Source organism: Pseudorhodoferax sp. LjRoot39 (assembly GCF_964253035.1).
GTDB lineage: Bacteria > Pseudomonadota > Gammaproteobacteria > Burkholderiales > Burkholderiaceae_C > Pseudorhodoferax.
Genome location: NZ_CAXUQL020000001.1, coordinates 5,407,824 through 5,419,723, shown reverse-complemented (window position 1 = coordinate 5,419,723; position 11,900 = coordinate 5,407,824). Strand labels below are relative to the sequence as shown.

Here is an 11,900-nt window from a genome sequence, read left to right as displayed (position 1 = left end):
CGCTGGATATCAACTATTCCGCGCCGGAATAGACATGCCTACACTGAAGCCATGGACCGATTGATGACCATGCAGGTGTTCGTGCGCGTCGTGGAGACGGGCAGCTTCAGCAAGGCCGCGGCCGAGCTGGCCACCACCCAACCCACGGCCACCAAGGCCGTGGCCGAGGCCGAACGCCGGCTGGGTGCGCGCCTGCTGCACCGCAGCACGCGCGGCGTGACGCCGACCGAGGTGGGCCTGCTGTACTACGAGCGCTGCAAGGCCCTGGTGCGCGACGCCGACGAGGCCGACAGCGTGGCCGCGTTGGTGCAGGGCGGTGGCAGCGGCCTGCTGCGCATCAACTGCTCCGTGGCCTTCGGCCGCCGCGTGCTGGTGCCGCTGGTGCTGCGCTACATGCAGGCGCATCCGCAGTTGCAGGTGGAGCTGTCCTTCGACGACCGCTACGTGAACCTGGTGGAGCAGGGCGTGGACCTGGCCGTGCGCATGGGCCGGTTGGCCGATTCGGCGCTGGGTGCGCGTTACCTGGGCCGCAACCCGTGGATGCTGGCCGGTGCACCCGCGTACCTGGCCGCGCGCGGCACGCCGCATCAGCCGGCCGACCTCGCGGGCCATGACTGTCTGGTCTACAGCAGCGTGCAGGGCGATGCACGCTGGCCCTTCATCACGCCCGCGGGCGAGGAGCTGGCCGTGCCCGTGCGTGCCACGCTCAAGTCCAACAACCTGTCAGCGCTGCTGGCGGCCTGCCGCGCCGGCATGGGCCTGGCCGTGCTGCCCTGGTATGTCGCCAACGCCGCGCACGCCGACGCCTCCATCGTGCAGCTGCTGGCCGACCACGCGCTGCCGTCGCAGGAGATGCATGCGGTGTTTCCCTCGCCCAAGCTGGTGCCCGCCAAGGTCACGGCCTTCATCGCCTGGCTGCAGCAGCAGCTGCAGGGCGAGTGGTGGGGTGTGGACCTCGCGCAGGCCGAGTAGGGCAGTTCCCGCCTGTCGGCTGTATTCAGTTTTTTCCGGGCTTCAGCGCAAACGCCCTCCCTGCCCATTGGAAAGACATGCGTCCGGATACCCATCCGACCATCCGGGACTTGCGCATCGTGGAATTACTGTACACAATTAAAGACGTAAATCGTCTTCAATCCATCATGCCCCGCAAGCCCGCTTCATCCCTGCGCCTGGTGGAACCGGTGCGCACGCCACGCGATGCGCCCAGCACCACGGACCAGATCGTCGAGTCCATCACGGGTGCCATCGTCGAGCAGCGCCTGATGCCCGGCACCAAGCTCGTGGAGCAGCAGATTGCCGATGTGTTCTCGGTCTCGCGCACGGTCGTGCGCCAGGCGCTGAACCAGCTCAGCCGCAGCCGCCTGGTCACCCTGCTGCCCGCGCGCGGCGCCTTCGTGGCCACCATGTCGGCCGAGGAGGCGCGCCAGGTCTACGAGCTGCGCCGGCTGGTGGAGGGCGGCATGGCGCGCGAGCTGGCCGCCCGCATCACCGATGCGCAGATCGCCCAGTTGCGTGCGCATCTGCAGGACGAGCGCGATGCCGTCAAGCGCGCCGACGTGAGCGGGCGCACGCGGCTGCTGGCGCACTTCCACGTGATCCTGGCGCGGCTGCTCGGCAACGAGGTGCTGGCCGAACTGATCGCCGACCTGCTGCTGCGCTCGCAGCTGATCGCGCTGATGTACCAGAGCGGCCATTCGGCCGAGCACTCGCAGTCCGAGCACATCGAGATCGTCCAGGCGCTGGAGAAGCGCGACGGACGCGCCGCCGCCCGGCTCATGGAGCAGCACATCACGAGCGTGGAACGCAACTTGCGGCTCGATCCCCGAACCCCCGACCTGGCCGCTGTCCTGCGGCCCAAGACCTGAGAGCTTATGAAGGAGTCGCTTGAACTCACGCAAGACCCCGATGCACCACGCGTCCCTATCGGGCGTTGTGTTGCGGGGTCTTGCCCTGCGGGCCGGGGCGCCCACAGGCTCCGGGCGGCGTTGCGCCGCTGGCCGTATCTCGATACGGACTGCGCGACGCGCCTTGCCCGGCGCCTGCGGACTCCCCGTCGTGAGTCCAATCAATTCCTACACAAGCTCTGACCTGAAAGACCACCACGTGACCCAAGGCCCCTCCAGCGCCACTCCCCGGTACCCGCGCGACCTGCGCGGCTACGGCCGCAACCCGCCCCATCCCCAATGGCCCGGCCGGGCCCGCGTGGCCGTGCAGTTCGTGCTGAACTACGAGGAGGGCAGCGAGAACTCGGTGCTGCACGCCGACGCCGGCAGCGAGCAGTTCCTGTCCGAGATGTTCAACCCGACGGCCTTTCCGTCGCGCCACCTGAGCATGGAGAGCATCTACGAGTACGGCTCGCGCGTGGGCGTGTGGCGGCTGCTGCGCGAGTTCGAGAAGCGCGGCCTGCCGCTCACGGTGTTCGGCGTGTCCATGGCACTGCAGCGCAGCCCCGAGGTCACGGCCGCCTTCGTCGAGCTGGGCCACGAGATCGCCTGCCACGGCTGGCGCTGGATCCACTACCAGAACACCAGCGAGGCCAAGGAGCGTGAGCACATGCGCCTGGGCATGGAGGTGCTGCAGCAGATGACCGGCCAGCGCGCGCTGGGCTGGTACACCGGCCGCGACAGCCCCAACACGCGCCGACTGGTGGCCGACTACGGCGGCTTCGAGTACGACAGCGACTACTACGGCGACGACCTGCCGTTCTGGCTGCAGGTGCGCAAGACCGACGAGAGCTTCGCGCCGCAACTGGTCGTGCCCTATACGCTGGACTGCAACGACATGCGCTTCGCGTTGCCACAGGGCTTCAGCCATGGCGACGAGTTCTTCGAGTACCTGCGCGATGCCTTCGACGTGCACTACGCCGAGGGCGACGAGCGCCCCTCGATGATGAGCATCGGCATGCACTGCCGGCTGCTCGGCCGGCCCGGCCGCATGCGTGCGCTGCAACGCTTCCTGGACCACGTGCAGGCGCACGACCGGGTCTGGGTCACGCGCCGCGTCGACATCGCGCGCCATTGGAAGCAGGTGCATCCCTTCGATGCCAACACCGCCTTTGTCTGGGAGTGAACATGCCGCTCACGCTGGAGCAACTCAACGCCGCCACGCAGGCCGACTTCGTCGCCTTGCTGGACGGCACCTACGAACACTCGCCCTGGGTCGCCGAAGGCGCCTGGGCTGCACGGCCCTTCGCCTCGCTGCCGGCGCTGAAGGCGGCGCTGGCCGCATCGGTGCGCCGCGCGGGCCGCGACCAGCAGATGGCGCTGGTGCGTTCCCACCCGGAGCTGGCCGGCAAGGCCATGGCCAGCAACACGCTCACGGCCGAGTCGACCAACGAGCAGAGCAAGGCGGGCCTGACGAACTGCACGCCCGATGAGCTCGCGCTGATCGGCCGGCTCAATGCGCAGTACAACGCACGCTTCGGCTTCCCGTTCATCATGCCGGTGCGCGGGCCGCGCGGCACCGGGCTGTCCAAGCAGCAGATCATCGCCACGGTGCAGCGCCGGCTCAACCACCACCCGGACTACGAGTTCGCCGAAGCGCTGCGTGCGATCCACCGCATCGCCGAGATCCGTCTGGACGACAAGTTCGGCCAGGCGCCCGCCCTGGGCAACCTGGTCTGGGACTGGTCGGAGCAGTTGGCCCGGTACACCGACCCCGGCTATGCCGAGCGCGGTGAACTCACGGTGACCTACCTGACCGAAGCGCACCGCGCCTGCGCCGCGCAGCTGGCCGCCTGGATGCGCGAGGACTGCGGCTTCGACGAGGTGGGCATCGACGCCGTCGGCAACGTGGTCGGCATCTACCACGGCACCGACCGCAGTGCGCCGCGCCTCTTGACCGGCAGCCACTACGACACGGTGCGCAATGGTGGCAAGTACGACGGCCGGCTCGGCATCCTGGTGCCCATGGCCTGTGTGCGCGAACTGCACCGCGCGGGCAAGCGCCTGCCCTACGGCTTCGAGGTCGTCGGCTTCTCGGAAGAAGAGGGCCAACGCTACAAGGCGGTGTTCCTGGGCTCGGGCGCGCTGACCGGCGACTTCGACGCCAACTGGCTGGACCAGCAGGATGCCGACGGCATCACCATGCGCGCTGCCATCGCGCATGCGGGCCTGCGCGCAGAGGACATCGCGGCATTGAAGCGCGACGCTGCCAGGTACCTGGGCTTCGTCGAGGTTCACATCGAGCAGGGGCCCGTGCTCAACGAGATGGACCTGCCACTGGGCATCGTGACCTCGATCAACGGCAGCGTGCGCTACGTGGGCGAGGTCATCGGCATGGCCAGCCACGCCGGCACCACGCCCATGGACCGGCGCCGCGATGCGGCCGCGGCCGTGGCCGAGCTCGTGCTGTTCATGGAGAAGCGCGCCGCGGCCGAGCCGCATCTTGTCGCCACCGTGGGCATGCTGGAGGTGCCGAACGGCTCCATCAACGTGGTGCCGGGCCGCTGCAAGTTCAGTCTGGACATCCGCGCCACCACCAACGCGGCGCGCGACGCCTGCGAGCGCGACGTGCTGGCCGAGCTGCAGGCCATCTGCGAGCGCCGCGGCGTGCACCACCAGGTCGAGCAGACCATGCGCGCCTCGGCCGCGCCCAGCGCGCCTGCCTGGCAGCAGCGCTGGGAAGCCGCCGTGCAGGCCCAGGGCCTGCCGCTGTACCGCATGCCCAGCGGGGCCGGCCACGACGCCATGAAGCTCCACGAAATCATGCCCCAGGCCATGCTGTTCGTGCGCGGCGAGAACGCCGGCATCAGCCACAACCCGCTGGAATCGACCACCAACCACGACATGGAACTCAGCGTGCGCGCGTTCCAGACTCTCCTGACCCAACTCGCGAGCGAGCAAGCATGACCACGACGAACACCACCTACGAAGCCATCGACCGCTGGGTCGATGCGCACTTCGACGAGCAGGTCCGCTTCCTGCAGGCCCTGGTGCAGGTGCCCACCGACACGCCGCCTGGCAACAACACGCCGCATGCCCAACGCACGGCCGCACTGCTCAAGGACTTCGGCTTCGCGGCGCAGGCCCACGAAGTGCCGGCCGCGACCGTGCAGGCACATGGTCTGCAGTCCATCACCAACCTCGTGGTGCAGCGCCGCTACGGCCAGGGCGGCCGCGTGGTTGCCTTGAATGCCCACGGCGACGTGGTGCCGCCCGGCGAAGGCTGGACGCAGAAGCCCTACGGCGGCGAGGTCGTGGACGGCAAGCTGTACGGTCGCGCGGCGGCCGTCAGCAAATGCGATTTCTCCACCTTCAGCTTCGCCACGCGCGCGCTGGAGGCGGCCGGCGTGCCGCTGGCCGGCGGTGTCGACCTGCTGTTCACCTACGACGAGGAATTCGGCGGCGAACTCGGCCCGGCCTGGCTGCTGGAGAAGGGCATCACGAAGCCCGACCTCGAGATCGCGGCCGGCTTCAGCTACCAGGTGGTGACGGCCCACAACGGCTGCCTGCAGATGGAGGTCACGGTGCACGGCAAGATGGGCCATGCGGCCGTGCCCGAGACGGCGGTGGACGCGCTGCAGGCCGCCAACCGCATCCTGACCGCGCTGTACGCCGAAAACGGCGAACTGCGCAAGACCAAGAGCGCGGTGGAAGGCATCAACCACGGCTACATCAACGTGGGCCAGATCAACGGCGGCACCAACACCAACGTGGTGCCCGGCAAGGTCGTGCTCAAGGTCGACCGTCGCATGATCCCCGAGGAAGATCCGGTCGCGGTGGAAGCCCGGCTGCGCGGTCTGATCGAGCAGGCAGCAGCAGGTCAGGCCGGCATCCATGTGGAGATCAAGCGCCTGCTGCTGGCCCATGCCATGAAGCCGCTGGCCGGCAATGCGCCGTTGGTCGAGTCGCTGTGCAGCCATGCCACGGCTCTGTTCGGCGAACCCGTCAAGGCCTCGGGCACGCCGCTGTACACCGATGCGCGCTTGTTCAGCGAGCGCGGCATTCCGGCCGTGATCTACGGCGCCGGCCCGCGCACCGTGCTCGAGTCCAACGCCAAGCGCGCCGACGAACACATCGTGCTGGAAGACCTGCGCCGCGCCACCAAGGTGGTGGCGCGCACGCTGTTCGATCTGCTCAAGGCGTGATCCACGTCAAGGCCTCGTCGCTGCATCGGTCCTAGAGTCTGCCCCAACCCCTTCCCAAGAAACCCGAGAGGACAAGACATGACCATTCAACGCAATGCCTTGGCACTGGCTGCTGCTGTCGTGCTGGCTGGCCCGGCCCTGGCGGCCGGCCCCTGCGAAGCCGAGATCGAAGGCAACGATGCCATGCAATTCAACAAGCCTGCGCTGACCGTGCCGGCCAGCTGCAAGCAGTTCAAGCTCACGCTCAAGCACGTGGGCAAGCTGCCCAAGGCCGCCATGGGCCACAACTGGGTGCTGGCCAAGACGGCGGACATGGCGGGCGTGGCCAGCGACGGCATCGCCGCCGGCCTGCCCAACGACTACCTCAAGGCCGGCGATGCCCGCGTGATCGCCGCGACGAAGATCATTGGCGGCGGCGAAAGCGCCTCGGTCAGCTTCGACGTGGCCAAGCTCAAGGCCGGCGAGGCCTACAGCTACTTCTGCTCCTTCCCCGGCCACTCGGCCATCATGAAGGGCGCGCTGACGCTGGCCAAGTAAGCCGGGCTTCTGTGCGCAGGCGGCTGTGGGCCTTGAGCCCCGGCCGCTTTTTTCTGGCTCGCGTACTTCGCATAAGCAAGTACCAAAAGCTTCGTTGGACTGTGGTCGCCGGCTTCGAACAATGGCCTGCTGCGCGCCGTGTACTGCCGCCGGTGGTGGCGGCGCGCAAGGAGCCCGCATGTCCGATTCTTCACCGCCGTCCGATGACGCGCTGGACCGTCCGGTTCGCCAGGCTCGCACCGTGCAAGCCTTGGAACCCCCTTGCCGTGAACCAAGCCGCGGGGATGGTCTGATGGCACAACGCAAACTGCGCCTGGGCGCCTTCATCATGGCCACGGGCCACCACATCGCGGCCTGGCGCCACCCGGGTTCGCAGATCGACTCGGGCGTCAACATCGACCACTACATCGAAGTCGCGCAGACGGCCGAGCGCGGCCTGTTCGACCAGGTCTTCGTGGCCGACAGCCCCGGCATCGGCTTTCGCGGCGACGAGGAGGCGCTGCGCCGCCAGGGCCGCGTGTCCTACTTCGAGCCCGTCACGCTGTGGGCCGCGCTGTCGGCCGTGACCAAGCACATCGGCTTCGTCGCCACGGCTTCGACGACCTACGAAGCCCCCTACCTGCTGGCGCGCAAGTTCGCCTCGCTGGACCACATCAGCAAGGGCCGCGCGGCCTGGAATGTGGTGACCACGAGCGCCGACAACGTGCATGGCAACTTCGGCCTGGACGCGCACCCGGACCCGGCGCTGCGCTACGAGCGCGCGCACGAGTTCGTACAGGTGGTCAAGGGGCTGTGGGACAGCTTCGAGGACGATGCGTTCGTGCGCGATGCGGGCAGCGGCGTCTACTTCGACCCGGTCAAGCTGCACGCGCTGAACCACGTGGGCAAGCACTTCCGGGTCAAGGGCCCGCTGAACCTGGAGCGCCCGCCGCAGGGCTATCCCGTGATCGTGCAGGCCGGCTCGTCCGAGGACGGCAAGGAACTGGCCGCTGCCACGGCCGAGGCCATCTTCACGGCCTGGACCAGCCTGGCCGAGGCCCAGGCCTTCTACCGCGACGTCAAGGGCCGCATGGCCAGGTACGGCCGTCGGTCCGAGCAACTGCTGGTGCTGCCCGGCATTTCGCCCGTGATCGGCCGCACCGAAGAAGAGGCGCAGGCCAAGTGGGCGGAACTGCAATCGCTGATTCATCCTGCGGTGGGCCTGGCCGCGATCGCACCGTTCTGGCCCGGCGAGGACCTCAGCCGCTGGGACCTGGACGCGCCGCCGCCCACCATCCCCGAGCCGCCCAAGGGCATCCAGAGCCGGGCCCACGTGGTGCTGGAACTGGCGCGGCGCGAGCGCTTCACGGTCCGCCAGCTCTACGAGTACCTGGCCGGTGCACGCGGCCACTGGGTCGTGGTGGGCACGCCCGCGCAGATCGCCGACCGCATGCAGGAGTGGTTCGAGAACGGCGCGGCCGACGGCTTCAACGTGATGCCGCCCGTGTTGCCGGCCTCGCTCAACGAGTTCGTCGATCTCGTGGTGCCCGAGTTGCAGCGGCGCGGGCTGTTCCGCACGGCGTACGAAGGCCGTACGCTGCGCGAGAACCTGGGGCTGGAGCGGCCGGGCAACGCGTTCGCGCAGGCGCAGCGCGCCGCGGCCTGAGCGCGTTCAGGCGGTGATCTCCGCCGCCTGCGTGCGGATCCAGCGCCGGAACGCGGTCAGCGGCGGGTACCAGGCCCGGTTGGCGGCGCAGGCCAGGTAGTAACGGCCGGCGCTGCGGCTGCGGACGTCGACGGCCGACACAAGCTCGCCGCGCGCCAGCTCCTGCTGGAACAGGAATTCGGGCAGCAGCGCCACGCCCAGGCCGGCCGCAGCGGCCTGCATGGCGGTGGCGAACTGGTCGGTGCTCATGCCGACGCCGCCGCCGAACACCAGGCCCTGGGCGCCGAACCATTCGGCCCAGGCCTGCGGCCGCGAGGCCAGGTGCAGCAGCGGCGCGGTCAGCAGGTCGGCCGGCGCCGCGAAGCCGTGCTGCGCCTTGAGCGCACGCGAGCAGGCCGGCACCACGGTCTCCTCGAACAGGAGGTCGAGTTCGGCGCGCGGCCACTCGGGCGTGCCGTAGTGCAGGGCGGCGTCCACGCCGTCGGTCTCCATGTTGAAGGGCTCCAGCCGCGTCACGAGGTTCAGCGTCACGCCGGGGTTCTTCTGCGTGAAGTCGGGCAGCAGCGGCGCCAGCCAGCGCGTGCCCATGGTCGGCAGGATGGCCAGCGTGAGCGTGCCGGCGCCGGGGCTGGCCTTGAGCCGCAGCGTGGCCTGCGAGATGGCGCGCAGGGCCTGGCGCAACTCCTCGGCATAGGCCTCGCCGGCGGGGGTCAGGCGCACGGTCTGGCGTTCGCGCGCGAACAGTTCCACGCCGACGATGTCCTCCAGCGCACGGATCTGCCGGCTCACCGCACTCTGGGTCAGGCTCAGCTCCTCGGCGGCCGCCGTGAACTTCTGCAAGCGCGCGCAGGCCTCGAAGGCCACCAGCAGGCCCATGGAGGGGAGGTATTTCCGTGAATGCATGAACTTCGTGGGCGGTGCGGGCGCACGCCGGAGTCCGCGCCTGCGTGGCTTTTGGGAGAGAAAATTGCCGCGATGCGTGCGATTCTAGTAACCACAGCCTACGTATTTTCCGCAATGGTTCATTCCGTTCACGAATGAACTTCTTCCGAAACATTGATTGATCTCAAGACCGCTTGTCGGAAACATCCGTGTCTTCGCGGCCTGCCCCTCCGGGGCCACGCCACCCATTCCCGAGACCCCTCCCGATGAACCGTTCCCTCCTGACCAAGACCTCCACGCGCAAGCAGTTCCTCGCCGCGCTGGCCCTGCTGGCCACCGGCCTCGCCACCCCGGCCTTCGCCCAGGGCGATTACCCGAACAAGCCCATCAAGCTGGTCGTGCCGTTCTCGCCGGGCGGCAACACCGATCTCATCGCGCGCATGCTGGCCCAGGGTCTGGGCGAGCAACTGGGCCAGCCCGTGATCGTGGAGAACCTGGCGGGCGCCAACGGCTCCATCGGTGCCAGCCGCGTGGCGGGCGCACCCAACGACGGCTACACGCTGCTGTTCGGCACGGCCGGCACGCAGGCCATCAACCAGAGCCTGTACCGCAACCTGGGCGAGAAGAACCTCTCGGACTACGAGTACATCGCGCTCGTGACCAGCATCCCCAACGTGCTGGTCGTCAACGAGAGCAAGACACCTGTGCGTACGGTGGCCGATTTCGTGGCGGCCGAGCGCAAGCGCGGCGCCGGCCTGAGCTACGGCTCGCCGGGCACGGGCTCGACCGTGCACCTGTCGGGCGAGCTGTTCAAGACCGCCACCAAGCTGGACCTGCTGCACGTGCCCTACAAGGGCAGCGCACCGGCGCTGACCGACCTGATGGGCGGGCAGATCGACTTCATCTTCGAGAACGTGACGCCGGCCCTGCCGTTCGTGCAGTCGGGCAAGCTGCGCGCGCTGGCCGTGACCTCGGCCGAGCGCCTGCCGGCCCTGCCCAATGTGCCGACCATGAAGGAGAGCGGCTACCCCGACTTCGTGACCGCCACCTGGAACGGCGTGCTGGCGCCCAAGGGCACGGCACCGGCCGTGCAGAAGAAGCTGCAGGACGCCGTCCTCAAGGTGGCCGGCAGCGCCGACTTCAAGACGCGCGTGGGGACGCTGGGCGGCGAAGTGCGCCTGATGGACACCAATGCCTTCCGCAGCTTTGCGCATGCGGAGTACCAGCACTGGGGCACCATCATCAAGAACGCCGGCGTGACGGTGCAATGAGCACGTTGATCGAGACGCTGGCCGGCATCGTCGGCGCAGCCCATGTGCTGACCGGCGAGGATGCGTCGGGCTACGAGCAGGACTGGCGCCGCCGCGCCCAGGGCCGGGCGCTGTGCGTGGTGCGGCCCGGCTCCACCCAGGAGGTCGCCGCCGTGGTGCAGGCCTGCGCCGCCGCGCGCGTGTCCATCGTGCCGCAGGGCGGCAACACGGGCCTGGTGGCCGGCTCGGTGCCCGACGATACCGGTACGCAGGTGGTGCTGAGCCTGCGCCGCATGGCGGCCGTGCGCGCCGTCGATGCGCACAACATGACCATCACGGTCGAGGCCGGCTGCATCCTGCAGACGCTGCAGGAGGCAGCCGATGCGGCCGGCTTCCTGTTCCCGCTGAGCCTGGGCGCCGAAGGCAGCTGCACCATCGGCGGCAACCTCGCGACCAATGCCGGCGGCACCCAGGTGGTGCGCTACGGCAATGCGCGCGAGCTGTGCCTGGGCGTGGAGGTCGTCACGGCCCGGGGCCAGGTCTGGGACGGCCTGGCCGGCCTGCGCAAGGACAACACGGGCTACGACCTGCGCGACCTGTTCGTCGGCAGCGAAGGCACGCTGGGCATCATCACGGCCGCCACGCTGCGCCTGTACCCCAAGCCGGCGGCGCAGCTGACGGCCTGGGCGGCCGTGCCCTCGCTGGAGGACGCCAACCGCCTGCTGGGGCTGGCGCACCAGCAGCTGGCCGCCGGCCTCACGGGTTTCGAACTCATGAACCGGTTTTCACTGGGCCTGGTGGACCAGCACTACCCGCAGCTGCGCGTGCCGATGTGGCGTGACACCGCCTGGTGCGTGCTGCTGGAGGTTTCGGACCACGAATCGGAGGCGCATGCGCGTGGCTTGTTCGAGCGCCTGCTGGAAACCGCGTTCGAGCAGGGCATCGTGGCCGACGCCATCGTCGCCGAGAGCATGAAGCAGGCGCACGACCTCTGGCACATCCGCGAGAGCATCACGCTGGCGCAGGTCGAGGAGGGCTTCAACATCAAGCACGACATCTCGATCCCGGTCTCGCGCATCCCCGACTTCGTGCGCGCGGCCGACGCCGCGCTGGCCACGGCCGTGCCCGGCGTGCGCTTCGTCAACTTCGGCCACCTGGGCGACGGCAACCTGCACTACAACATCCAGGCCCCGGCCGGGGGCGACTCCAGGGCCTTCGTGCAGCAGCACGAGGCGCAGATCACGGGCATCGTCTACGACACCGTGAGCGCATTCGGCGGCTCGATCTCGGCCGAGCACGGCATCGGCGAGCTCAAGCGCCACAAGCTGCCGCTGCACAAGTCGCCCGTGGCGCTGGACCTCATGCGCGCGGTCAAGGTCGCCTTCGATCCGCTGGACATCCTGAACCCGGGCCGCGTGCTGGCGCGCCAGGACTGAGAAGCTGTGAACGAACCGCTCACGCCCACGCGAGGCCCCCAATGACGAACTTCTCACGTTGC

10 protein-coding genes are annotated in these 11,900 nt (G+C 68.9%); 9 read left to right on the top strand and 1 reads right to left on the bottom strand.

Annotated features, from left to right (window positions below; translation table 11 throughout):
- Positions 1 to 51 precede the first annotated feature (51 nt).
- The 7 genes from ACSQ4M_RS25265 to ACSQ4M_RS25235 all read left to right on the top strand — a co-directional run bounded on the left by ACSQ4M_RS25265 (position 52) and on the right by ACSQ4M_RS25235 (position 8,270).
- Positions 52 to 972, top strand: a complete 921-nt coding sequence (locus tag ACSQ4M_RS25265; RefSeq protein WP_436192146.1) for a LysR substrate-binding domain-containing protein — start codon at positions 52 to 54, stop codon at positions 970 to 972.
- A gap of 167 nt (positions 973 to 1,139) precedes the next feature.
- The gene (locus ACSQ4M_RS25260; protein ID WP_436192145.1) at positions 1,140 to 1,865 is read left to right on the top strand and encodes a GntR family transcriptional regulator; all 726 of its coding nucleotides are present in this window, start codon (positions 1,140 to 1,142) and stop codon (positions 1,863 to 1,865) included.
- Positions 1,866 to 2,103: 238 nt separating this feature from the next.
- Complete coding sequence (gene puuE, locus ACSQ4M_RS25255) at positions 2,104 to 3,069, top strand: allantoinase PuuE (RefSeq protein WP_436192144.1); 966 nt, start codon at positions 2,104 to 2,106, stop codon at positions 3,067 to 3,069.
- Positions 3,070 to 3,071: 2 nt separating this feature from the next.
- Complete coding sequence (uraD, locus tag ACSQ4M_RS25250) at positions 3,072 to 4,850, top strand: 2-oxo-4-hydroxy-4-carboxy-5-ureidoimidazoline decarboxylase (RefSeq protein WP_436192143.1); 1,779 nt, start codon at positions 3,072 to 3,074, stop codon at positions 4,848 to 4,850.
- Positions 4,847 to 6,088, top strand: coding sequence for a M20/M25/M40 family metallo-hydrolase (locus tag ACSQ4M_RS25245; protein ID WP_436192142.1), 1,242 nt, complete (start codon positions 4,847 to 4,849; stop codon positions 6,086 to 6,088). Before uraD ends, ACSQ4M_RS25245 begins: the two co-directional genes overlap by 4 nt.
- 78 nt (positions 6,089 to 6,166) lie before the next feature.
- Complete coding sequence (gene azu, locus ACSQ4M_RS25240; protein WP_436192141.1) at positions 6,167 to 6,625, top strand: azurin; 459 nt, start codon at positions 6,167 to 6,169, stop codon at positions 6,623 to 6,625.
- 292 nt (positions 6,626 to 6,917) lie between these two features.
- Positions 6,918 to 8,270, top strand: coding sequence for an LLM class flavin-dependent oxidoreductase (locus ACSQ4M_RS25235; RefSeq protein WP_436192140.1), 1,353 nt, complete (start codon positions 6,918 to 6,920; stop codon positions 8,268 to 8,270).
- Positions 8,271 to 8,276: 6 nt separating this feature from the next.
- On the opposite strand, the gene ACSQ4M_RS25230 is transcribed toward ACSQ4M_RS25235, so the two are convergent.
- Positions 8,277 to 9,173: a LysR family transcriptional regulator gene (locus ACSQ4M_RS25230; RefSeq protein WP_436192139.1), complete on the bottom strand. Its 897-nt coding sequence runs from the start codon at positions 9,171 to 9,173 to the stop codon at positions 8,277 to 8,279.
- 245 nt (positions 9,174 to 9,418) lie between these two features.
- Between ACSQ4M_RS25230 and ACSQ4M_RS25225 the strand changes: the two genes are divergently transcribed.
- Both ACSQ4M_RS25225 and ACSQ4M_RS25220 read left to right on the top strand, forming a co-directional pair.
- On the top strand, positions 9,419 to 10,423 hold the full coding sequence (locus tag ACSQ4M_RS25225; protein ID WP_436192138.1) for a Bug family tripartite tricarboxylate transporter substrate binding protein: 1,005 nt from the start codon (positions 9,419 to 9,421) through the stop codon (positions 10,421 to 10,423).
- A complete protein-coding gene (locus ACSQ4M_RS25220) occupies positions 10,420 to 11,838 on the top strand; it encodes an FAD-binding oxidoreductase (protein ID WP_436192137.1) in 1,419 nt (472 codons plus the stop codon). The genes ACSQ4M_RS25225 and ACSQ4M_RS25220 overlap by 4 nt, the downstream gene beginning before the upstream one ends.
- The last annotated feature ends 62 nt before the right edge of the window (positions 11,839 to 11,900 follow it).